This is a genomic window from Curtobacterium sp. L6-1 (genome assembly GCF_018885305.1).
In the GTDB taxonomy this organism is placed as follows: domain Bacteria; phylum Actinomycetota; class Actinomycetes; order Actinomycetales; family Microbacteriaceae; genus Curtobacterium; species Curtobacterium aetherium.
In genome coordinates this window covers 1,885,166-1,907,792 of sequence record NZ_CP076544.1, presented here as the reverse complement: position 1 = coordinate 1,907,792, position 22,627 = coordinate 1,885,166, and the positions used below count along the sequence as shown (strand labels likewise).

At 73.0% G+C, this 22,627-nt stretch carries 18 protein-coding genes; 15 read left to right on the top strand and 3 right to left on the bottom strand.

Annotated features, from left to right (window positions below):
• Positions 1-210: 210 nt before the first annotated feature.
• Complete coding sequence (locus KM842_RS08675) at positions 211-1,266, bottom strand: MFS transporter (protein WP_253206056.1); 1,056 nt, start codon at positions 1,264-1,266, stop codon at positions 211-213.
• Between the two features lie 59 nt (positions 1,267-1,325).
• On the opposite strand from KM842_RS08675, the gene mnmA reads away from it, so the two are divergent.
• The 9 genes from mnmA to KM842_RS08630 all read left to right on the top strand — a co-directional run bounded on the left by mnmA (position 1,326) and on the right by KM842_RS08630 (position 14,570).
• A complete protein-coding gene (gene mnmA, locus KM842_RS08670; RefSeq protein ID WP_216257573.1) occupies positions 1,326-2,432 on the top strand; it encodes a tRNA 2-thiouridine(34) synthase MnmA in 1,107 nt (368 codons plus the stop codon).
• A 63-nt stretch (positions 2,433-2,495) separates the two neighbouring features.
• Complete coding sequence (gene ligA, locus KM842_RS08665) at positions 2,496-4,856, top strand: NAD-dependent DNA ligase LigA (RefSeq protein WP_216257571.1); 2,361 nt, start codon at positions 2,496-2,498, stop codon at positions 4,854-4,856.
• A 175-nt stretch (positions 4,857-5,031) separates the two neighbouring features.
• Complete coding sequence (locus tag KM842_RS08660; protein WP_216257569.1) at positions 5,032-6,402, top strand: alpha/beta hydrolase; 1,371 nt, start codon at positions 5,032-5,034, stop codon at positions 6,400-6,402.
• 189 nt (positions 6,403-6,591) lie between these two features.
• Complete coding sequence (locus KM842_RS08655) at positions 6,592-9,015, top strand: transglycosylase domain-containing protein (RefSeq protein ID WP_216257567.1); 2,424 nt, start codon at positions 6,592-6,594, stop codon at positions 9,013-9,015.
• A gap of 106 nt (positions 9,016-9,121) precedes the next feature.
• Entirely contained in the window at positions 9,122-9,421 is a 300-nt protein-coding gene (gatC, locus tag KM842_RS08650; RefSeq protein WP_216257565.1) for an Asp-tRNA(Asn)/Glu-tRNA(Gln) amidotransferase subunit GatC, read from the top strand.
• A 9-nt stretch (positions 9,422-9,430) separates the two neighbouring features.
• Complete coding sequence (gene gatA, locus KM842_RS08645) at positions 9,431-10,978, top strand: Asp-tRNA(Asn)/Glu-tRNA(Gln) amidotransferase subunit GatA (RefSeq protein WP_216257564.1); 1,548 nt, start codon at positions 9,431-9,433, stop codon at positions 10,976-10,978.
• Positions 10,978-12,480: an Asp-tRNA(Asn)/Glu-tRNA(Gln) amidotransferase subunit GatB gene (gene gatB / locus KM842_RS08640; protein WP_216257562.1), complete on the top strand. Its 1,503-nt coding sequence runs from the start codon at positions 10,978-10,980 to the stop codon at positions 12,478-12,480. The genes gatA and gatB overlap by 1 nt, the downstream gene beginning before the upstream one ends.
• A gap of 111 nt (positions 12,481-12,591) precedes the next feature.
• Positions 12,592-13,881: a type III polyketide synthase gene (locus KM842_RS08635; RefSeq protein ID WP_216257560.1), complete on the top strand. Its 1,290-nt coding sequence runs from the start codon at positions 12,592-12,594 to the stop codon at positions 13,879-13,881.
• Positions 13,878-14,570 carry a methyltransferase domain-containing protein gene (locus KM842_RS08630; protein WP_253206055.1) on the top strand — a complete coding sequence of 231 codons (693 nt, stop codon included), beginning with the start codon at positions 13,878-13,880 and terminating at the stop codon, positions 14,568-14,570. The genes KM842_RS08635 and KM842_RS08630 overlap by 4 nt, the downstream gene beginning before the upstream one ends.
• Positions 14,571-14,746: 176 nt before the next feature.
• Here the strand turns inward: KM842_RS08630 and KM842_RS08625 are convergent, their stop codons facing one another.
• Positions 14,747-15,799 carry a zinc-binding dehydrogenase gene (locus KM842_RS08625; protein ID WP_216257557.1) on the bottom strand — a complete coding sequence of 351 codons (1,053 nt, stop codon included), beginning with the start codon at positions 15,797-15,799 and terminating at the stop codon, positions 14,747-14,749.
• Positions 15,800-15,921: 122 nt separating this feature from the next.
• Between KM842_RS08625 and KM842_RS08620 the strand changes: the two genes are divergently transcribed.
• Together KM842_RS08620 and KM842_RS08615 are read left to right on the top strand one after the other, a co-directional pair.
• On the top strand, positions 15,922-16,857 hold the full coding sequence (locus tag KM842_RS08620) for a DUF3097 domain-containing protein (RefSeq protein ID WP_216257555.1): 936 nt from the start codon (positions 15,922-15,924) through the stop codon (positions 16,855-16,857).
• Between the two features lie 180 nt (positions 16,858-17,037).
• The gene (locus KM842_RS08615; RefSeq protein ID WP_216257554.1) at positions 17,038-17,691 is read left to right on the top strand and encodes a spermidine/putrescine ABC transporter substrate-binding protein; all 654 of its coding nucleotides are present in this window, start codon (positions 17,038-17,040) and stop codon (positions 17,689-17,691) included.
• Here the strand turns inward: KM842_RS08615 and KM842_RS08610 are convergent.
• Entirely contained in the window at positions 17,688-18,107 is a 420-nt protein-coding gene (locus KM842_RS08610) for a DUF3054 domain-containing protein (protein WP_216257552.1), read from the bottom strand. The genes KM842_RS08615 and KM842_RS08610 overlap by 4 nt on opposite strands.
• A 93-nt stretch (positions 18,108-18,200) precedes the next feature.
• On the opposite strand from KM842_RS08610, the gene KM842_RS08605 reads away from it, so the two are divergent.
• The 4 genes from KM842_RS08605 to KM842_RS08590 all read left to right on the top strand — a co-directional run bounded on the left by KM842_RS08605 (position 18,201) and on the right by KM842_RS08590 (position 22,617).
• Positions 18,201-19,775, top strand: coding sequence for an inositol monophosphatase family protein (locus tag KM842_RS08605; RefSeq protein ID WP_216257550.1), 1,575 nt, complete (start codon positions 18,201-18,203; stop codon positions 19,773-19,775).
• A gap of 99 nt (positions 19,776-19,874) precedes the next feature.
• Positions 19,875-20,615 carry a hypothetical protein gene (locus KM842_RS08600; protein WP_216257547.1) on the top strand — a complete coding sequence of 247 codons (741 nt, stop codon included), beginning with the start codon at positions 19,875-19,877 and terminating at the stop codon, positions 20,613-20,615.
• Positions 20,616-20,671: 56 nt separating this feature from the next.
• Positions 20,672-21,760: an ATP-binding cassette domain-containing protein gene (locus KM842_RS08595; RefSeq protein ID WP_216257546.1), complete on the top strand. Its 1,089-nt coding sequence runs from the start codon at positions 20,672-20,674 to the stop codon at positions 21,758-21,760.
• A 41-nt stretch (positions 21,761-21,801) separates the two neighbouring features.
• Complete coding sequence (locus KM842_RS08590) at positions 21,802-22,617, top strand: ABC transporter permease (RefSeq protein WP_216262251.1); 816 nt, start codon at positions 21,802-21,804, stop codon at positions 22,615-22,617.
• Positions 22,618-22,627 lie beyond the last annotated feature (10 nt).

Genomic DNA, 22,627 nt, shown 5'->3' with positions numbered 1-22,627 from the left:
TTTTTTTTTTTTCTTTATTTTATTTTAATTCCTACTTTCTTTCCTTTCTACTATCTTCATTCTTACCTTTATCCTCATTCATTCTTTCATTTTTCTTCTTATCAATTTCTCATCTTCTTTTCTTTCTCTTCTTACTTATACTTCCTTCTCTTCATTTCTCTTTATTTCCTTTTTTATAATTCTTTTTAAAAATTAATCCTTATCCTACTCCTAACTCTTTCCTTTACAAATCAACTCTACCTCTAATAACCAGCCGACCCGGGCGTCCAGGTGTCCGCTCCAGGCGAGCAGGAAGGAGCAGATGCTCAGGCCGAGCATGCAGGGGAGCGCGCTCGCGAGCCGTCCCCACCGGTCCATGATCCAGCCGCTCGTGTAGAACAGCGCGAAGTCGACCGCGCCTGCGACGCCGATGACGAGCGCGGCCGCGGAGTCGTCGAGTCCGACGCTCACGGCCCAGAGCGGCAGGATCACCTGACGGCCGGCACGCATCGCACCGATGAGCGCGGCACCGCTGCCCAGCCGCACCAGGACCTGCCGGTGCTGGCGGAGGGTGCGCAGGAGCCCTTCGGACTCCGCCTGCACGAACTGCTCGCCGGGCAGCGCGCCGGTCGCCTCCGCCGCGGGTGCGGGGACCGGACGGGAGGCGCGGGTCGGCCGCTGCAGACCACGCACGCCGGTCGCCGGGTCGCGGATGACGAGGAGCACCACGGCGGCGGCGAGACAGCACACGACGTGCACCCAGAACGCGCTCTGCGTCGTCCCGGTGAGGTGCACGACGCCGGCGGCGAGGAACGGACCCACGAAGTAGCCGAAGCGGAAGACGCCGCCGAGGCTGGACAGGGCGCGGGCGCGGATCCGCAGGGGGATCGCGGTGGTCATGTAGGCGTGCCGGGCGAGGGCGAACACCGCGGTCGAGAGCCCCACCAGGAAGACGCCGACGGCCAGCACGACCGGGTTCGGGGCCGCGGTGCAGACGAGCAGGCCGACGACCGACACGACCGCGGCGCCGATCATCGCGTTCCGCTCGCCGATCTTCGCGACGACGACACCGGAGGGCACGTCGCCGATGAGCTCGCCGACCAGGATGAGCGAGGCCACGAAGCCGGCGATCGCCAGGCTCGCCCCGAGGGAGTCCGCCGCGATCGGGATGATCGGGATGATGGCGCCCTCGCCGATCGCGAAGAGCGTCGCCGGCAGGAACCCGGACAGCAGGACGCCGCGCAGGTCGAAGGCGTCGGAGGAGCCGCGGGGCGGGGTCGTGGTCATCGGTCGGAGCTCGTCATCGCGTCGTCCACGGTACGCCGTGTCGGAGTTACCCTGGACGCATGCGTGTTCTGGCGGCGATGAGCGGTGGTGTCGACTCGGCCGTGGCCGCGGCGAGGGCGGTCGAGGCCGGCCACGACGTCGTCGGCGTGCACCTGGCGCTGAGCCGGATGCCGGGCACGCTCCGCACCGGCAGCCGCGGGTGCTGCACGATCGAGGACTCGATGGACGCCCAGCGCGCCGCCGCGGCCCTCGGCATCCCGTACTACGTGTGGGACTTCTCGGCGCGGTTCAAGGAGGACGTCGTCGACGACTTCGTGTCCGAGTACCAGGCCGGCCGGACGCCGAACCCCTGCATGCGCTGCAACGAGCGGATCAAGTTCGCCGCGCTGCTCGAGAAGGCGCTGGCCCTCGGGTTCGACGCGGTCTGCACGGGGCACTACGCCTCGATCGTCACCGGCCCGGACGGCGAGCGCGAGCTGCACCGGTCCGCGGCGTGGGCGAAGGACCAGTCCTACGTGCTCGGTGTGCTGACGGCCGAGCAGCTCCGGCACGCGATGTTCCCCCTGGGTGCGACCCCCTCGAAGGACGAGGTCCGGGCCGAGGCCGCCGCGCGCGGGCTCACCGTGGCGCAGAAGCCGGACTCGTACGACATCTGCTTCATCCCGGACGGCGACACCCGCGGCTGGCTCGCCGACCGCGTGGGCAGCGCCCCGGGCGACGTGGTCGAGCGTGACGGCACGGTCGTCGGCTCCCACGAGGGCGCGCACGGCTACACGGTCGGGCAGCGCCGCGGCCTCGCCCTCGGCCGGCCGGCGGCGGACGGCAAGCCGCGGTTCGTGCTCGAGATCCGTCCGAAGGACAACACGGTCGTGGTCGGCCCGAAGGAGGCGCTCGACGTCGCCTCGCTCTCCGGCACGCGGTACACCTGGGCGGGATCGGCCCCGGCCGACCCCGCGACCCCGTTCCGCTGCGAGGTCCAGATCCGTGCGCACGCCGACCCGGAGCCCGCGACCGCCCGCATCGAGGACGGCGCGCTGGTGATCGACCCGGACGCGCCGCTGTCCGGCGTCGCCCCGGGTCAGACCGCGGTGGTCTACGTCGGCACGCGCGTGCTCGGCCAGTGCACCATCGACCGGACGGTGTCGGCGGCCCCGGTCCCCGCCTGAACCCGCCCGGCGTCCGCGACACCGCTGCGAGCGAGGTCGGTGGGACCCGGTAGAACTGTCTGCATGAGCGAGACGGACGCCACCTTCGAGACCATCGACCCCGCGGCACTCGACGCCGCGCAGGCCGCTCGGGAGGTCGACCGGCTCCGCGCCCGTGTCACCGAGCTGCGTCACGCCTACTACGAGGGCAACGGTTCCCCCGTCGCCGACGCCGAGTACGACGCGATGATGCGCCGGCTCGACGCGATCGAGCAGCGCTTCCCCGAGCTGCTGACCGAGGACAGCCCGACGCAGACCGTCGGCGGGCAGGCCCAGACGACGCAGTTCGCGCCGGTGGAGCACGCCGAACGCATGCTCAGCCTCGACAACGTGTTCAGCCCCGAGGAGCTGACCGACTGGGCGGTCAAGGTCCAGCGGGACGCCGGCGCCGAGCGCGTCCGGTTCCTCACCGAGCTCAAGATCGACGGCCTGGCGATCAACCTGCGGTACGAGCACGGTCGGCTGGTCTCGGCCGCCACGCGCGGGGACGGGGTCGTCGGCGAGGACGTCACCGGCAACGTGCGGACCATGGGCACCATCCCCGACCGGCTCGCCGGCAGCGGGCACCCGCCCCTGGTGGAGGTCCGCGGCGAGATCTTCTTCCCCGTCGCGCAGTTCGACGAGCTCAACGCCCGGCAGCGCGACGCCGGTGAGCGCGTGTTCGCGAACCCGCGCAACGCCGCCGCCGGCTCCCTCCGGCAGAAGGAGGAGGGCAAGTCGCCGGCCAAGCGCGAGCTCATGGTCGACCGCCTGCGCCGACTGCGGATGCTGGTGCACGGCATCGGTGCCTGGCCGGTCGTCGAGCTCGAGCGCGACACCGAGGTCCGCGCCCAGTCCGAGGTCTACGAGCTGTTGCACGAGTGGGGGCTGCCGACCGGCACGCACCACCGTGTCTTCGACTCGGTCGAGGACGTCCTGACCTTCGTGAAGGACTACGGCGAGCGACGGTCCGCGGTCGAGCACCAGATCGACGGCATCGTCATCAAGGTCGACGACCTGGCGCTGCACGAGGAGCTCGGGTCGACCTCGCGTGCACCGCGCTGGGCGATCGCGTACAAGTACCCGCCGGAGGAGGTCCACACGAAGCTCCTCGACATCGTCGTGAGCGTCGGACGGACCGGCCGCGCCACCCCGTTCGCCGCGATGGCCCCGGCCGAGGTCGCCGGGTCGGTCGTGCGCCAGGCGACGCTGCACAACCAGCAGGTCGTCAAGGCGAAGGGCGTCCTGATCGGCGACACCGTCGTGCTCCGCAAGGCCGGTGACGTCATCCCCGAGGTCCTCGGCCCGGTCGTCGAGCTCCGTGACGGCACCGAGCGCGAGTTCGTCATGCCGACCGACTGCCCCGAGTGCGGCACCCCGCTCCGCCCCGCGAAGGAGGGCGACATCGACCTCCGCTGCCCGAACGCCGAGAGCTGCCCGGCGCAGGTCCGGGGGCGGGTCGAGCACATCGCCTCCCGCGGGTCGCTCGACATCGAGGGCCTGGGAGAGGTCGCCGCAGCCGCCCTGACGCAGCCGGTGTTCCCGGAGACGCCGCCGCTCGTGACCGAGGCAGGACTGTTCGACCTGACGATGGCGGACATCGTCCCGATCGAGGTGATCGTCCGCGACGCCGAGACCGGCATGGAGAAGACCGAGGACGGCGGCGCCCCGAAGCGCGTCACGCCGTTCAGCCGCGCCCGCAAGAAGACCGACCCGCCGTTCGACCCGGACGCCCGGGGCGCCGACTACACGGGGGAGCCCAGCCGCTACCCGTCGAAGAACGCGTTCGAGATGCTCGCGAACATCGACGCCGCGAAGACACGACCCCTGTGGCGCATCCTGGTCGGCCTGAACATCCGGCACGTCGGTCCGGTCGCGGCCCGGGCACTCGCGAACCACTTCGGGTCGCTCGACGCGATCCGGTCGTCCTCGCGCGAGGACCTCGCCGCGGTCGACGGCGTCGGGGGCATCATCGCCGACGCGCTCCTCGACTGGTTCGAGGTGGACTGGCACCGCGAGATCATCGACCGCTGGACGGCAGCCGGCGTGCAGCTCACCACCCCCGACCACCCGGGTCCCGGCGCGGCCACGGCTGCCGGCGGTGTCCTGTCCGGCGTGACCGTCGTGGCGACCGGGTCCCTCGAGGGCTTCACCCGGGAGGGCGCGCTCGAGGCGATCATGGCCGCGGGCGGAAAAGCGGCCTCGAGCGTCAGCAAGAAGACCGACTTCGTCGCCGCGGGCCCCGGGGCGGGTTCGAAGCTGACGAAGGCGGAGCAGCTCGGCGTCCGCGTGATCGACGCCGCACAGTTCGCGGTGCTCGTGACCGAGGGACCGGCGGCGCTCGGCGACCCCGCGGCCGACGCCGGCGGGACGGACACGACGGGCGAGACGGACACGACGGCGTAGGCCCTTGCACAGCGCAGCGGCTTCCGGCCGGTGCGACGCGCCCCCCGGCGTCCCCAGATCGGGGGACAAGTTGCAGGACGCATGACCCCAGAAGGGCCGATCTCCTTACACTCGACAGAGCATCACCTGTCGTCTGCAGGGGAACGACAGGCTGGCCTTCCAGGGGGAGACCCGTTTGCTGATCTTCGCCGCGGCGTTGTTGGCCGCTTCGTTGCACTCGTCCGGAGCGGTCGAGGCACCCGGTGTGCCCGCGGCCGTCGTCGTCAGCACCGCGGCTGATCAGCCCGGGGCGGCACCGGTCCGGCACACGCCGCCCGTGCCGACACCGGCCGTGGCCGACCACGCACCGGTCGAGCCGCTCGCGCACGCCACCGGCCGGTCCTGGTTGGAGGCCCTCGGCTCGGCCGGACCGGGCACGCTGCAGGCCGCCGACGCGGACGGACGCATCGCGACGACGGCGATGGACGACCCGCCGAGCTCCGCGCTCGTCTCCGCCTGGTGGGGCGGCCTGACCCCGGCGTCCCGCACGGTCCTGACCGACGACGCCCCGGTCGTGGTCGGCAACCTCGACGGCGTGCCGTACGACGTCCGGGACGCCGCGAACCGGGCGGTGCTGGCCGAGCGGCTCGCCGACCGGGACGCCCCGACCGCACTCGCCGCGATGCTCGGACAGGTCCGGAAGTCGCTCGTGCAGCAGCCGGGGGACCCGCGGAAGTACCTCGTCACGCTCGACACCCGGGGCAGCGGCCGGTGCGCGATCTCGATCGGGGACATCGGCTCGGCCGGGGACGTCTCGGTGGTCGTGCCCGGCATCTTCTTCACCGTCGGCGGGCAGATGGCGGACTTCACAGCGACCGCGGGCGACGTGTACCGGGAGCAGGCCACCCTCGCCCCGGTCGCGGCACCGGCGGACGGCGAGGGCGTGGCCGTCCTCGCGTGGATGGGCTACCGCACGCCGGGCATCTCGGACTTCATGTCGCTCGACCTCGCGCACCTCGGCGCCGACCGGCTCGTCCGGACCCTCGACGGCATCCGGTCGGTCCGCACGGGGCACGAACCGCGGCTCGGGGTCGTCGCGCACTCGTACGGCAGCACGACGGCGATGATCGCGCTGTCGTCCGGCCGGACCCACGTCGACAGCCTCACGATGCTCGGGTCCCCGGGCAGCGCGGTCACCAGCGCCGGCCAGCTCGCCGTCACCCCGGGCGAGGTGTACGTCGGCTCGGCGCACTGGGACCCGGTCGCCGGCACGGGCTTCTTCGGGACCGACCCGGGTCGGGCGTCCTTCGGCGCAGCCACGCTCGACCTGGTGCGCGGGTCCGGCCCGGACGCCGCCCGGGACCTCTTCCGCCAGCCGTTCGGCCACAACGACTACCTCAAGCCGGGGACCGCGTCCCTGCACGACGTCGCGCTCATCGCGGTCGGACGGGGCGACCTGGTCCGGGAGGGGCACCGACACGACCGCGACGGCGACGGCAGCGGCGTCGTACAGGCCACGCCGGACATGTACCTCGTCCGCCCGCAGGACCTCCAGCCGCGTGACTGAGCGGCGGAGGCCGCTCGTCGCGAGACGTGACCGGATCGTGACCGGAGCGCACCCCGCCCGGTGATCCGGGCCTCCCGGCGGTCCGTCGGGTGCCGGAGGACGACGGCTGTGGGTCTTCCTGTGGGGCTGCGCAGTCCTGCGGCCGCCCGGAGCAGAGCGGGCCCAGCACGGCTCCTTACCGTGCTGACCATGCGAATCGCGCGGTGGCCGGGGGCCTTCCTGATGTTCGTCGTCCTGTCCGCGCTCGCCGGCCTGCTGGTCGCCGTCGCGGTGACCCCGGCGGTGGCGGTCGCCGGTGAGGGGGCCTCCGGAGCGGCGTCGTTCTTCGAGGACCTGCCGAGCTACCTCGACATCCAGACACCGCAGCAGGTGTCGACGGTCTACGCGAAGCAGGGCGGGAAGGACGTACCGATCGCGTCGTTCTATGCCGAGAACCGCACGAACGTCAGCTCTGCGCAGATCGCCGACACCCTGAAGCAGGCCGCGATCGACACCGAGGACCCGCGGTTCCGCGACGAGGGCGGGGTCGACGTGATCGGCACCATCCGGGCGGCCATCGCGGACGCCCTGCACGCGGGTGTCCAGGGCGGTTCGAGCATCACGCAGCAGTACGTCAAGAACGTGCTCGTGCAGCAGTGCGAGCAGCTGACCGGCAAGGACGCCGACGCCACCGACGCCGCGATCGCCGCGTGCTACCACAAGGTCGCCGGGCAGTCGAAGGCGCGCAAGCTCCAGGAGATCCGGTACGCCGTCGCGGTGAACAAGAAGTACACGAAGGACCAGATCCTGACCGGGTACCTCAACATCGTCGGGCTCGGCGGCCGCGTCTACGGCGCGGAGGCCGGCGCGCACTACTACTTCGGCGTGCACGCGAAGGACCTGTCGCTCGTGCAGTCCGCGACGCTCGTGGCGATCCTCAACTACCCGTCGCAACTGCGCATCGACCAGCCCGACGACGCGAAGAACGGCGCGGCGAACGGGTACCGGCTGACGAAGATCCGTCGTGACTACGTCCTGCGCCGCATGCACGCCCACGGGGCCATCACGGCAGCCGAGCTGCGGAAGGCCGTCGCCACCCCGATCACGCCGAAGATCACCGAGACGGCGGACGGCTGCTCGGCGGCCGCGTCGCAGTACGACGCGGGGTACTTCTGCGACACGGTCCGGTCGCAGCTGCTCGCCGACCCGGCCTTCGGCAAGACGGCCTCGGACCGGATCGCGACGCTCGACACGAAGGGCCTGTCGATCCACACCTCGCTCGACCTCGACCTGCAGCACACCGCGCAGGCCGCGCTGTCCTCGTACGTGCCGAAGACGATGGCCGGGGTGGACGCGGGCGGGGCGAACGTCACCGTCGAGCCGGGCACCGGGCGGGTGCTCTCCATGGTCCAGAACACGGACTACACGCAGTCGGACGCGCCGACCGCCGGGGCGACGGCCGTGAACTACAACGCCGACCGGGCCGTCGGCAGCTCGAGCGGGTTCCCGACGGGGTCCACGTACAAGGTGTTCACCCTGGCCGACTGGCTGGCGACCGGGCACACCCTGTCCCAGACGGTCTCGACGACCGAGCACTCCTTCCCCCAGTCGGAGTTCACGAACTCGTGCACGCCGCTCGGTGGTCCGCCGTGGCAGGTCGCCAACGCCGAGCTGGTCGACCCGACGATGAGCGTCCTGACGGCGACCGTCGAGTCCATCAACACCGCGTTCGGCGCGATGGCGAAGCAGCTCGACCTGTGCGGCATCCAGAAGACCGCCGAGGCGATGGGCATCCACCAGGCCGACGGCAGCGCCCCCGACTCGAACCCGGCCTCGGTGCTCGGGACGAACCCGCTCTCGCCGATCGACCTGGCCGAGGCGTACGCGGGGTTCGCGAACGGCGGCGTCGTCTGCACCCCGACCACCATCGACCGCGTGACCACGGCCGAGGGCGGCACCATCCGACCCACGCCGTCCACGTGCACGCGGGGCGTCAGTGCCGAGGTCGCCGGCACCGTCGACTTCGCCCTGCAGGGGGTCCTGTCCGGCCGGGGCACGGCGGCGACCGCGAACCCGGGCGACGCCGTGCCCAAGTTCGCCAAGACCGGCACCACCGACGGCGACGAGCAGAACTGGCTCATCGCCTCGACGACGAAGTACACGAACGCCACCTGGGTCGGCAACGTGCAGGGACACGTCCGGTTGGCCCAGTGGCCGTTCCTGCAGGGCACGACCGGCTACAGCGCGAAGTTCGGCATCGGCAAGCAGCTCATGACCTACCTGGACGGCACGTACAGCGGTGGTGCGCTGCCGGCACCCGACCAGGCGCTCATCGGCTCGGCGCCGAAGGCGAGCCCGGCGCCGTCGACCGGTGCGCAGCAGGGCGCGCAGACCCCGGCGCCCGCCGGGCGGGACGCCGCCGCGCAGGGTGCCGCAGGGCAGGGCGCGGTCGGCCAGGGAGGCGCGGGGCAGGGTGCCGCGGGGCAGGCGACGGCTGGGCAGCCGGCGGCCGGGCAGGGCGGGTCCGGCCAGGGCGGGTCCGGCCAGGGTGGGTCCGGCCAGGCCGGACCCGGCGCGACGGCCCCCGGCGGGGCTGCGGCACCCGCGGGTGGAGGCGGTGGGAGCGGTCGGTGACGGCGCGCGGCGAGGCCGCGGCACCCGCGGGTGACGGCCCGGTCCCGCCCTCGTCGGCACGCTCGGTAGAGTGGTGCGCATTCCACGAACCGATCGACGGAGCACCATGCCTGACATCACGAGCGAGCAGGTCGCCTACCTGGCGAACCTCGCACGTATCGCACTCACGCCCGACGAGATCGAGAAGATGACCGAGGAGCTGTCACTCATCGTCGACAGCGTCGCGAAGGTCACCGAGGTCGCGACCCCGGACGTCCCCGCGACGAGCCACCCGGTCCCGCTCGAGAACGTGTCCCGCCCCGACGAGGTCGGCGAGACGCTGACCCAGGAGCAGGCCCTCTCGGGTGCCCCCGACTCGGACGGCGAGCGCTTCCGCGTGACCGCGATCCTCGGCGAAGAACAGTAGGCGACGACAGTGACCGACGACATCACCACCCTGAGCGCCGCTGCGCTCGCCGACGCCCTCGTGGCCCGCGACGTCTCGAGCGTCGAGGCGACCCAGGCGCACCTCGACCGCATCGCCGCCGTCGACGGGGACGTGCACGCGTTCCTGCACGTCAACCAGAACGCCATCGCCGCGGCCAAGTCGATCGACTCCCGCCGCGCCGCCGGTGACGACCTCGGCCCGCTCGCCGGTGTGCCGATCGCGGTGAAGGACGTCCTGTGCACGCAGGACATGCCGACCACCTCCGGCTCGAAGATCCTCGAGGGCTGGGTGCCGCCGTACGACGCCACCCCGGTCGCGAAGCTGCGCCGTGCCGGCCTGGTGCCGCTCGGCAAGACCAACATGGACGAGTTCGCGATGGGCTCGTCGACCGAGTTCTCGGCGTACGGCCCGACCCGCAACCCGTGGGACCTCGACCGCATCCCCGGTGGTTCCGGTGGTGGCTCGGCCGCCGCGGTGGCCGCGCACGAGGCCCCGATCGCCCTCGGCTCCGACACCGGTGGGTCGATCCGCCAGCCCGGTGCCGTGACCGGCACCGTCGGCGTGAAGCCGACCTACGGTGGCGTCAGCCGCTACGGCGCGATCGCGTTGGCGTCGAGCCTCGACCAGATCGGCCCGGTGTCCCGCACCGTCCTCGACGCGGCGCTCCTGCACGACGTCATCGGCGGGCACGACCCGAAGGACTCCACGTCCCTGCGGCAGGAGTGGCCGTCGTTCGCGGCCGCCGCACGCGACGGCCTGCAGGCGGACTCGCTCGCGGGCGTCCGCATCGGCGTCGTCAAGGAGCTCGCGGGTGGCGAGGGCTTCCAGGCCGGCGTCACGCAGCGCTTCCAGGAGACCGTCGCCCTGCTCGAGTCGGCCGGTGCGGTCGTCGTCGAGATCGACGCCCCGTCGTTCGCCTACGCGATCAGCGCCTACTACCTGATCCTCCCGGCCGAGGCCTCGTCGAACCTGGCGAAGTTCGACTCGGTGCGCTTCGGCCTCCGCGTCACGCCCGAGGGCGGTGCCACGGTCGAGGACGTCATGGCGGCCACGCGCGAGGCGGGCTTCGGTCCCGAGGTGAAGCGCCGCATCATCCTCGGCACGTACGCCCTGAGCGCCGGGTACTACGACGCCTACTACGGCAGCGCGCAGAAGGTCCGCACGCTCGTCCAGCGCGACTTCGCGGCCGCGTTCGACCAGGTCGACCTGCTCATCAGCCCGTCGGCGCCGACCACCGCGTTCAAGATCGGTGAGCGCATCGACGACCCGCTCGCGATGTACCTCAACGACCTCACCACGATCCCGGCGAACCTGGCGGGCGTGCCCGGCATGAGCATCCCGAACGGCCTCGCGCCCGAGGACTCGCTGCCGACCGGTGTGCAGCTGATGGCCCCGCAGCGCGAGGACGCCCGGCTCTACCGGGTGGGCGCCGCCCTCGAGCGTCTGCTCGAGCAGCAGTGGGGCGCACCCCTGATCTCCCGGATCCCCGACCTGGACGCCGCACAGCAGTCCGCCGCAGAGGAAGGTGTCATCTGATGGCCAAGGACGCACTCATGGACTTCGACGAGGCGATCGAGCGGTTCGAGCCGGTCCTCGGCTTCGAGGTGCACGTCGAACTCGCGACGAAGACCAAGATGTTCTCGGACGCGCCGAACTTCTTCGGTGGCGAGCCGAACACGAACGTCACGCCGGTCGACCTCGGGCTGCCCGGGTCGCTGCCGGTCGTGAACGAGCAGGCCGTGCGCTACTCGATCCAGCTCGGGCTCGCGCTCGGCTGCTCGATCGCCGAGAGCTCGCGGTTCGCGCGGAAGAACTACTTCTACCCGGACAACCCGAAGAACTACCAGATCTCGCAGTTCGACGAGCCGATCGCCTTCGAGGGCGAGGTCGAGGTCGAACTCGCCGACGGCACGATCTTCCAGGTCCCCATCGAGCGCGCCCACATGGAGGAGGACGCCGGCAAGCTCACGCACGTCGGTGGTGCCACCGGCCGCATCCAGGGTGCCGAGTACTCGCTCGTCGACTACAACCGCGCCGGCGTCCCGCTCGTCGAGATCGTCACGAAGCCGATCATCGGTGCGAAGGAGCGCGCGCCGGAGCTCGGCGCCGCCTACGTGCAGGTCATCCGCGACCTCGTCCGCGCGCTCGGTGTCTCCGAGGCTCGCATGGAGCGCGGGAACCTGCGCTGCGACGCGAACATCTCGCTCCGCCCGTGGGGCCAGGAGAAGCTCGGCACCCGCACCGAGACGAAGAACGTCAACTCGTTCCGCGCCGTCGAGCGTGCCATCCGCTACGAGATCCAGCGCCAGGCCGCCATCCTCGCCGCCGGTGGCACGATCACGCAGGAGACCCGGCACTGGCACGAGGACACCGGTCGCACCTCGGCCGGCCGCCCGAAGTCCGACGCCGACGACTACCGGTACTTCCCGGAGCCGGACCTGCTCCCCGTCGTGCCCGACCCCGCCCTGATCGAGGAGCTGCGCGCCGGCCTGCCCGAGGCACCGGTGGCACGCCGCCGTCGCCTCAAGGGCGAGTGGGGCTTCGCCGACCTCGAGTTCCAGGACGTCGTCAACGGCGGACTCCTCGACGCGGTCCAGGCCACGGTCGTCGCCGGTGCCGCTCCGCAGGCCGCCCGCAAGTGGTGGACCGGCGAGATCAGCCGCGTCGCCAACGCGCAGGACGCCGCTCCCGGTGACCTCGTGTCGCCGCAGCACGTCGCCGAGGTCATCGCGCTCGTCGAGTCCGGCGACCTGACCGACCGGCTCGCGCGTCAGGTCCTCGAGGGCGTCATCGCCGGCGAGGGCTCGCCCGCCCAGGTCGTCGAGGCCCGCGGGCTCAAGGTGGTCTCGGACGACTCCGCCCTGACCGCCGCGGTCGACGAGGCACTGGCCGGCCAGCCGGACGTGCTCCAGAAGATCCGCGACGGCAAGGTGCAGGCCGCGGGCGCGATCATCGGCTCGGTCATGAAGGCCATGAAGGGCCAGGCGGACGCGGCGCGCGTCCGTGAGCTGGTCCTGGAGCGCGCGCAGCAGCAGTAGCGCGCGACCCACCCGACGGACGGGAGGCCCGTGGCGGATCCGCCACGGGCCTCCCGTCCGTCGGGTGGACCATCCTGGGGACACGTCAGCGACCCGGTGACAGGATGGAGCGTGTCAGCAACGATCCGAGCCATCGGTACCGCCGTCCCGCGGACCACCCTCGGGCAGGCCGCGGTCCGTGACCTGTTCGCCTCCCAACCCGGTCTCGGGAGGCTCGCCTCGCGGCTCGTCCCCGCCGCGTTCAACGCCTCCGAGGTCGAGCACCGGCACAGCGCCCTGCCGGAACTCGATTCCGCCGGTGCCCCCGGCCTGTTCCGCGACGGCGAGGGTGTCCTCACCTCGCCCAGCACCGGGACGCGGAACGACCGCTTCCGCGAACTCGCACCGCCCCTGTTCGTCGGTGCTGCGCGCGACGCCCTCGACCGCGCCGGTGTCGACGCGGCGACCGTCACCCACGTCGTCACCGTGTCGTGCACCGGGTTCACGCAGCCCGGCCCCGACCTGGCGATCGTCGAGGAGCTCGGCCTGCCGCGCACCGTCTTCCGCCAGCACATCGGGTTCATGGGCTGCTTCGCGGCCTTCCCCGCGCTGCGCATCGCCGACGCGTTCGTCGGCGCCGACCCCTCGGCCGTCGTGCTCGTCGTCTGCGCCGAGCTCTGCACGCTGCACGTGCGGAACTCGGAGGACCCCGACCAGATCGTCGCGAACAGCGTGTTCGGCGACGGGGCCGCGGCGGCCGTGGTCACCGCGGACGGACCGGGCCTGCGCCTCGACGCCTTCACGACCATGGTGCTCCCGGAGGGGGCCAGCGAGATGGCGTGGAACATCGGCGACGAGGGCTTCGAGATGGTGTTGAGCACCGCGGTGCCGAAGCTGATCGGTGTGCACGCGCACGAGGCCGTGGTGCCCCTGCTCGAGCCGCGCGGCTGGACGCCGGACGACGTGCCCGTGTGGGCCGTGCACCCCGGCGGCCGGGCCATCCTCGACCGGACGCAGGACGCGCTGCACCTGCCGGAGAGCGCCCTCGCCGCGAGCCGCGCCGTGCTGCGCGACCACGGGAACATGTCGAGCGCGACGATCCTGTTCGTGCTGCGCGAGGCGCTGGCAGCGGGGCCCGGTGACGGGACGCCCGTCGTGGCGCTCGCCTTCGGCCCCGGTCTGACGGTGGAGGCCGCCGCGTTGACGGTCGTGGGGAGCGAGGCGGCCGCCCGGGCCGTCGCGGGCGATCCCGCCTTCGTCGACGTCGACCCGACTCCCGGCGCGGACACGGCGACGCCCGGTGCGGACACGGCGACGCCCGGTGCGGACACCGCGACGCCCGGTGCGGACACCGCGACGCCCGGTGCGGACGCCGCGCCGACCGGTGCCGCGGCCACTGCGCTCCACGGGGCCGGGGCGTGACCGGACGGATCGACCTGTCCACCCGCGCGGTCGACCTGCGCGAGCTGATGGACGACCCGGACTGCGACCCGGCGACCCTCGACCGGACGTTCCGCCGCTTCGCCGTCGTGAACGCGGCGGTGAGCGGCTGGCGGTCGGTCTGGCGGACGCACGTCGTCCCCGCGCTGCCGGCGGCCGGACGAGCGCGTGTGCTCGACCTCGGTTGCGGCGGCGGTGACCTCGCGCGCTCCCTGACGCGGTGGGCGAGCAGCGACGGGTTCGACCTGGAGGTCGTCGGCGTCGACCCCGACCCCCGCGCGATCGCCGCGGCCGAGCGTCACCGGACGACCGGCGTGACCTTCCGCACGGAGTCGAGCGCCGACCTGGTGGCCGCGGGGCAGCGCTTCGACGTGGTCGTGTCGAACCACGTGCTGCACCACCTCGACGACGCCGAGCGCGCCGCGTTCCTGCACGACTCGGCGGAGCTGGCCACGGCGCGGAGCGTGCACTCGGACATCCGGCGATCGCGCGCGGCCTACCGGCTGTACGCGCTGGGCTCCCCGCTCGTCTCCGCCGGGACCTTCATCCGCGAGGACGGGTTGCGGTCCATCCGCCGGAGCTTCACGCAGCCGGAGCTCGCCGCCGTGCTGCCGCGGGGATGGCGTGCCGAGGCGGTCGCGCCGCACCGGGTGCTCGCGGTGCGCGGCTGAGCGCAGGCGCCCGCACACGCCCGCCCGTGCCCGCCCGCCCGTGCCCGCCCGCCCGCACACGCCCGCGCGCGAGTTGGTACGCGAAAGCGACAGTCCGCGGCGGATCTCCCACGGCAGACTGTCGCTCTCGCGCAGGACTCCGGCCAGCGCCGCGCCGGCGCCGCACCAGCACGGCGCTACGGGCGCAGCAGCACCTTGATCGCGCGGCGCTCGTCCATCGCCGCGTAGGCCTCGGCGGCGTCCTCGAGCGGCAGCTCCAGGTCGAACACGCGGCCCGGGTCGATCGCACCCGAGAGCACGTCGGGCAGCAGCTCCTCGATGTAGGCCCGCGCCGGGGCCATGCCGCCGCCGACCGTGATGTTCTTCGCGAACAGGAACGGCATCGGCAGCTCGGGGTCGCCTGCGGGCACGCCGACGTACCCGACGGCACCGCCCGGGCGGACGACGCGCAGGGCCTGGTCCATGCTCTCCGCGGTCCCGACGGCCTCGAGTGCGCAGTCGGCCAGGTCCCCGTCGAGCAGGTCGCGCACGGCCTGCACGCCCTCGTCGCCGCGGGTGTCGACGATGTCGCTCGCCCCGAAGTCACGCGCGAGCGCCTGGCGGTCGGCGTGCCGGCTCATCGCGATGATCCGATCGGCGCCCAGGCGCTTCGCCGCGAGCACCGCGGAGAGGCCGACGGCACCGTCGCCGACCACGACGACGGTCTTGCCCGGGCCGACACCGGCGGAGACCGCGGCGTGGTGTCCGGTGGAGAACACGTCGGACAGGGTGAGGAGCGAGGGCACCAGGGCGTCGTCCACGGGGCCGGGCACGCCGACGAGCGTGGTCGCGGCGTCGGGCACGCGGACGTACTCGGCCTGGGCGCCGCCGAGCGGCAGTCCGTACGCGTCCGGGGTGACGCCGAACGTCGAGCCGTGGTCGCAGCCGCTCGTCATGCCGTGGGCGCACGCCTGGCAGGTGCCGTCGTTCGTGGTGAACGGCGCGATGACGAAGTCGCCCCGACGGAGCGACCCGGCCGCGTCGCCGACGTGCTCGACGACGCCGACGAACTCGTGGCCGATCGCACGCGGCTCCTTCGTGTCGCGGACGCCGCGGTAGGGCCACAGGTCCGACCCGCAGACGCAGGCGGCGACGACGCGGACGACGGCGTCGGTGGGGGCGAGGACCTCGGGGGTGTCGCGCTCCTCGACGCGGACGTCGCGAGGGGCGTGGATGACTGCTGCGCGCACGGGGCTGCCTTTCGGTTGCGGGTGTTCGTACCGGCGCGCGGGGACGCACCGGGTGACGGAGCGTGGGGAACGCGCCGTCTGCCGGCGCCGTTGCGGGACCCCTCGACAGTACGCTCGTGCGGGTGGACGAGGACCGGTACGGCAGCGACGTGCTCTCGGGCGACTGGCGCTCGCGGGGCGTGAAGAAGGTGCGGCAGGTGCCGCTCGAGCGTGACATGGTGCTCGAGGACCCGGACTCCGGGTGGGCGGGCGCCGTCGTCGGCCTCGAGGCGGGGAACGTCGCCCTCGAGGACTGGAAGGGCCGCACCCGGTCCTTCCCCTTCGTCGGGCAGTTCCTGCTCGAGGGCGAGCTCGTCACGCTCACGCGGCCGCAGGCGCCGGTCGGCCGTCCGGCCGGGGCAGCGCCGGCACCCCGGTCCGGTCCCGGCGGTGCGGCCGGGAGGCCCGGAGCGGCCCCGGCGGTCCGGCACGCCTCCGACGGCGGTCGCCTCCGCACCGCGTCGGGATCGTTCGCGGTCGAGCAGCAGCGGGCCCGCGTGGCGCTGCCCTCGCGGATCATGGTCGAGGGCAAGCACGACGCCGAACTCGTCGAGAAGGTGTGGGGCGCGGACCTCCGGGTCGAGGGCGTCGTCGTCGAGGAGCTCTCCGGCGTCGACAACCTGGCGGACGTGCTCGACGACTTCCGACCGACCCGGGAGCGCCGCGTCGGGGTGCTCGTGGACCACCTCGTGCCGGGCTCGAAGGAGTCCCGCTTCGCCGACGCCGTGATGCGCGGCAAGTGGGGTGCGCACGTGCTCGTCGTGGGGCACCCGTTCGTGGACGTCTGGCAGTCGGTGAAGCCCGCGCGCGTGGGCCTGCGCGAGTGGCCGGTCATCCCGCGGACGATCGAGTGGAAGGCGGGCATCTGCCAGGCGCTCGGGTGGCCGCACGCGGAGCAGGCCGACATCGCGCGGGCGTGGCAGCGCATCCTCGGACAGGTGCGGACCTTCGCGGACCTCGAGCCGCAGCTGCTCGGCCGGGTCGAGGAACTGATCGACTTCGTCACCGAACCCGTCTGACGCAGAGCCGGACCGGACCCGGCCGACCGACAGCAGGCCCGACGCCGGTCCGACGGACGCGCCCCGCGCCTCCCGTCTCGACGCGCCCTGCGCCTGCCGTCTCGACGCGCCCCGCGCCTCCCGTCCGGACGCGCCCCGCGCCTCGGCGCGGATCCCGGGCGCGCCGCCTACGCTGGCGGGATGGACGGCATCGACGGACGCGTGCGCAACGCCGTCGACGTCTGGCTGCGCTGGCTGCCGCGCTGGCAGATCGGCTCGGCCCGGCCGCGCACCCGGATCTGCCGCCGCTGCACCGGGTCGCCGATCGCGGTCGCGGCGGGGTTCGGCCCCGACGTCCCGCACCCCGTGCAACACGCGCTGATCGGCCGGATGTCGAGCATCGTCGAGGACGCGGTCGACGACTACACGGCGAAGAACCTGCCGCTGCTGCACCGCGAGCTCGAGCGGGCCGCGGCCCGGAAGCGGCACGCCGGGTACCAGCCGGCCGAGGGGCTGTCCCCGGAGTTCCAGGGCCTCGACGTCGACCCGCAGCCGCAGCCCGGTGCGCCCTTCCTGTTCACGCTGGGCGAGCTGGCCGGCACCGGGGCGAGCGCGCAGGAGCCGCGTGAGCCGCTCTCCGACGAGGCCAAGGCGGCACTCCGCCACGAGATCGACCTGTCGGACGAGTGCGCACGCGCGACCGGGACAGCCGTCTGCCTGGCGCTGATCGACCACCGGGAGCGGATCACCGAGGCCGTCGAACGCCTGGTCGAGCCGCAGATCGCGGCGCTCGTGTCCGACATGTTCCGCGGGCTCGACGGGCCCGACGACGGTCCGCGCGGCGGACTCTTCTAGCGCCCGGCTGCGTCCCGAGCGCCACCGCGACGGGACCGCGACCGCACCACGAGCCGGGCCACGAGCCGCCACCCGACCAGGAACACCCCGAGGACGATCGTCGCCACGATCACGAACGACACCGGCAGCGGGTTCCCGTCCACGACGCCCTGCCCGGTCGCGACGCGGAGCGCCATGCCGACGGCGACGGTCAGCAGCCACGCGACGACGCCGGTCGGCCAGACGGCGAACGGACGACGCCACGCCCGCGTCACGACGAACGCGAGGGCCCACCCCGCCAGGAACGGGTACGCCGTCGTCCACAGGCCGAGCGGGGCGAACGCCTCGCCGTGCGAACTGCGGCCGATCACCGCGAACGCCACGATGAGCACGACGTCGACGACGGCTGCGAGCCAGGCACGGGTACGGGTCTCCACGCCTCCATCCTCGCAGGCCCGGCGCCGCAGGCGCGCCCCGGCTGTTCACCGCCGCGTCACGCTCCGTTGGGCCGGCCCTCCGACGATGGACCGGTGACGACGCTCGAGACCCCGGCACCCGTGACGACCGGGAGGCCCGGCATCCGCCCGCCACGGATCGTCGCCTCCCGCGGTGCCCCGCGGGTCCGGCGCGAGAACACGCTGCCGGCCGTCGCCGTCGCGGAGGCGCTCGGCGCGGACGTCGTCGCGGTCGACGTGCGGCGGACCGCGGACGACGTCGCCGTGCTGCTGCACGACGCCACCCTCGGGCGGATGTGGGGCGACGCCCGCCGCGTGGCCGACGTGCCGTGGTGCGAGGTCGCCCGGCTCGGCAACGGCCTGGACCGCATCCCGCGCCTGGACGCCGTCCTCGAGCGGCTCGAGGGGTGCTCGGCGACGCTGCTGGTCGGGGTCGCGGACCCGGAGGACGCCGCCGCCGCGGTCGACACCGTGCGTGGTTCGACGGCGGGTGTGCCGGTCGCCTGGCGGGGGAGCGCGGCCGCGATGACCGCCGTGCGCGCGCTCCTGCCCGAGGCCGACGTGTGGCTGCCGTGGGACGCCCTCGAACCGCCGACGGCCGCACACCTGGCGGCACTCCGCCCCTCCACGCTCGACCTCGACGTCGCGTTCCTCACCCCCGCGACCGTCCGTGCCGCCCACGCCCTCGGACTCGCGGTCGCGGTGTGGACCGTCGACGACCCGGAGCCCACACGCTGGGCCAGCCGCCTCGGTGCGGACCTGCTCCTGACCCAGGACGTCGCCACGGTGCACGCCGTGCTCGCCGCCGCGGAGCGGGACGGCTGGCCGGTGCCGTCCCGGGAGCCGAGCGAGCCCGAGGTCGCCGGCCGCGCCCAGGCCCTGGCCCACCGGATCGCGCACGAGGTCGTCGCCTTCACCCGTGAGCACCGCATCGACACCGACGCCGGGAACGCCGCCGCACGGGTGGCCGACGTCGACCGGTCGATCGAGCAGCACGTGCGGGGGCGGGTCCGGGCGGCGTTCCCCCAGCACGGGTTCACGGGCGAGGAGTACGGCGTGGCCCCGGGCGACAAGCACCGGTGGTACCTGGACCCCGTCGACGGCAGCACGAACCTGGCGAACGGCGTGCCGTGGACCAGCACGTCCCTCTGCCTGACGCGCTCGGGTCGACCGCTCGTCGGGGTCGTCGTCGACCCGTGGCGCGGTGAGGTCCTGGAGGCGCGGCGCGGCCGGGGCGCGACCGAACGCGACCGGGTGCTCCGCCTCGACGACACCCCGCGGGCGCTCGCCGGCGCGGTCGTCGGCACCGAGCTGGACGGGCACCGTCCCTGGCCGGGGTTCGCCGCGTTCGTGGCGGCGCTCGCCGCACGGTCCTGCTCGGTCCGCGTTCCGGGGTCGGGCACGCTGACGATCGCCCAGGTCGCCGCCGGGCGCGGGATCGGGGCATGCATGCCCGCGTTCGACCCGGTCGACCACGGCGCGGCGGTGCTCCTCGTCCACGAGGCCGGCGGGGTCGTCCTGACCCTGGCCGGTGCGGTGTCGGAGTTCCCACCGGTCGGGGCGCCGTTCCTGGTGGCGCACCCCGGCGCCGCCGACGAGCTGTCCGCGCTCTGGTCCGCGGCGCTGCTCGGTGCGGAGCAGGAGCGGTGACGCTCAGCGGCTGGTCCTGAGCACACACCCAGTCAACCGGGGCCGCGGGTGCCTACCGTGGGCGCCAGCGGGCACGGTGTCCGCACGAAGGAGCACGACATGGGATTCCTCGACCGTCTGCTCGGCCGCGAGGAGCGTCCGGACCAGCAACGACCCGGCGGCGGACAGCAGCAGGGGTACCAGTACGGCCAGCAGTCGTACCAGCAGCCCGCCGGCGCACCGCAGCAGCCGTACGGCGCACCGCAGCAGGCCGGTGGTGCGGACGAGCGCGCCGTCGAGCGGTACCGCTACCTGCTCCGGACCGCGCCGCCCGAGCGCATCGAGGAGGTCCACGCCGAGGCCTTCGCCCAGCTGACCCCCGACCAGCGCCGCATGGTCTACGACGAGTTCACCCGGACCGCCCCCGCCGGCGAGGCCCCGCGCGGCGACGACCCGCGCTCCCTCGCTCAGGCCGCAACCCGGTCCGAGCTGCGACAGCCCGGGTACGTGGAGCGGTCGCTCGGCGGCATCGGTGGCGGCGGCCGGCAGGGCCCGGGCTTCGGCGGCATGCTCGGGGCGTCGCTCCTCGGCACCGTCGGCGGGTACGTCATCGGGTCGGCCCTGATGAGCGCGTTCCTGCCCGACCCCGGGTCGTTCGACGGTGGAACCGATGCAGGGGGTGCGGACGACGGCGGTGCAGGGGACACTGGTGACGGATCCGGTGACGGCGGCGCGGCCGACGGCGGCGGGTACGAGAACGCCTCCTGGGGCGATGGTGGGTCCGACCTCGGCGGAGCATCCGACGGCGGTGGGTTCGACCAGGGCTTCAGCGACTTCGGTGGTGGTGACTTCGACGTCTGACTGACGCCCGTTCCGCCACCGGCCCAGCAGGACGCAGCCGGTCACGGAGGAACGACATGGCGATCATCGAGGCCTCGGGCCTCACGAAGACGTACCGATCGACGTCGGGGCCGGTGCACGCGCTGGCCGGCCTCGACCTGTCGGTGCCCGAGGGCACCGTCACCGCACTGCTCGGACCGAACGGTGCGGGCAAGACCACGACCGTCAAGGTCCTCACCACCCTCGTCGAACCGGACGCCGGGTCGGCGACCGTCGCCGGTGTCGACGTCGTCGCGGACCCGCAGGCGACCCGGCGCGCGATCGGCGTCTCCGGGCAGTACGCCGCCGTCGACGAGAACCTGACCGGGGTCGAGAACCTCGAGATGATCGGTCGGCTGTACCACCTGGGTCGCCGGGCGGCGCGGGAGCGGGCCCACGAACTCGTCGACGTCTTCGGGCTGGCCGAGGCCGGGGACCGCCCGGTCAAGGGCTTCTCGGGCGGCATGCGGCGGCGGATCGACCTGGCCGGCGCGCTCGTCATGAACCCGCGGGTGCTGTTCCTCGACGAGCCGACGACCGGCCTCGACCCGCGGAGCCGTCTCGCGCTCTGGGGCGTCATCGAGGACCTGGTGGCGGGCGGCACGACGGTCCTGCTCACCACCCAGTACCTCGAGGAGGCCGACCGGCTGGCCGACGACGTCGCCGTGATCGACGACGGCCGGGTCATCGCCGAGGGCACCTCCGACGAACTCAAGGCGCAGGTCGGCGGGCACCGCGTGGTCGTCACCCTGGTCGACGCCGCCGACGGCGACGCGGTGTCGACCGTCCTCCGCCGGTACGGCATCGGCGACGTCGAGACGAGCAGCGACGGACGCACGGCGGGCATCGCCGTGGACGCCGGACCGGCCGCCCTGCAGCGTGTCCTCGCCGACCTGGGCGAGGCCGGCATCGACCTGCACGACGCGGGCATGCGACGACCCACCCTCGACGACGTGTTCCTCCGGCTCACCGGACACGCCGCGACGGAGGACGCGGACGACGCGACCGGCGGGGACGACGGTGGGCGGGCCTCCCGGCGGGGTCGGCGAGGGCGCCCCCGGGACGGCGCCGACGGCCGGACCGGTGTCGGCGTCGGCGGTCCCGCCGGACGGGAGGAGGTCCGGTGACCGCCGCGACCCCGTCGACGGACACCGCCCTCGGACGGCAGCTGCCCGTCGTCGTGACGTCACCCGTCGCGGTGTGGTTCGAGGACGGGTGGACCGTCACGAAGCGGAACCTCACCAAGATCAAGCGGTCGCCGGACATGCTCGTGTTCGCGGTCCTGCAGCCGATCATGTTCGTGCTGCTGTTCAGCCAGGTCTACGGCGGGGCGATCAGCGTGCAGGGGACCGACTACACGCAGTTCCTCATGGCGGGGATCTTCGCGCAGACGGTGGTGTTCGGGGCGACGTTCTCCGGGTCGGCGATGGCGCAGGACCTCAAGGAGGGGCTCATCGACCGGTTCCGGACCCTGCCGATGTCGGCCTCGGCGGTGCTGGTCGGCCGGACGGCGTCGGACCTCGTGCTCAACGGCATCTCGATGGTGATCATGATGGCGACCGGTCTGGCGGTCGGCTGGCGGGTGCAGTCCTCACCCCTCGAGTTCCTCGGCGGCCTCGCGCTCCTGCTGCTCTTCAGCTACGCGTTCAGCTGGGTGATGGCGCTGCTCGGCATGAGCGTGAAGACGCCGGAGGTCATCAACAACGCGTCGTTCATGATCCTGTTCCCGCTGACCTTCGTGTCGAACGCCTTCGTGCCGAGCGACACCCTGCCGCTCGTGCTGCGGGTGTTCGCCGAGTGGAACCCGGTGTCGTCGCTCGTGCAGGCGGCGCGGCAGCTGTTCGGCAACGCGGGGTCGGCGCCCGTGCCGGACATCTGGACCATGCAGCACCCGATCGCCACGGTGCTCGTCGGGATCGCGGTGATGCTCGTGGTGTTCGTGCCGTGCGCGGTGGCGAAGTACCGGCGGATCAGCAGCAAGTAGGCGCGGTGGG

Bases quoted from the DNA above. Each gene is read 5' to 3' on its own strand.
- KM842_RS08675 (WP_253206056.1), bottom strand. From the start codon at position 1,266: ATGACCACGACCCCGCCCCGCGGCTCCTCCGACGCCTTCGACCTGCGC.
- mnmA (WP_216257573.1), top strand. From the start codon at position 1,326: ATGCGTGTTCTGGCGGCGATGAGCGGTGGTGTCGACTCGGCCGTGGCC.
- ligA (WP_216257571.1), top strand. From the start codon at position 2,496: ATGAGCGAGACGGACGCCACCTTCGAGACCATCGACCCCGCGGCACTC.
- KM842_RS08655 (WP_216257567.1), top strand. From the start codon at position 6,592: ATGCGAATCGCGCGGTGGCCGGGGGCCTTCCTGATGTTCGTCGTCCTG.
- gatC (WP_216257565.1), top strand. From the start codon at position 9,122: ATGCCTGACATCACGAGCGAGCAGGTCGCCTACCTGGCGAACCTCGCA.
- gatB (WP_216257562.1), top strand. From the start codon at position 10,978: ATGGCCAAGGACGCACTCATGGACTTCGACGAGGCGATCGAGCGGTTC.
- KM842_RS08615 (WP_216257554.1), top strand. From the start codon at position 17,038: ATGGACGGCATCGACGGACGCGTGCGCAACGCCGTCGACGTCTGGCTG.
- KM842_RS08600 (WP_216257547.1), top strand. From the start codon at position 19,875: ATGGGATTCCTCGACCGTCTGCTCGGCCGCGAGGAGCGTCCGGACCAG.
- KM842_RS08595 (WP_216257546.1), top strand. From the start codon at position 20,672: ATGGCGATCATCGAGGCCTCGGGCCTCACGAAGACGTACCGATCGACG.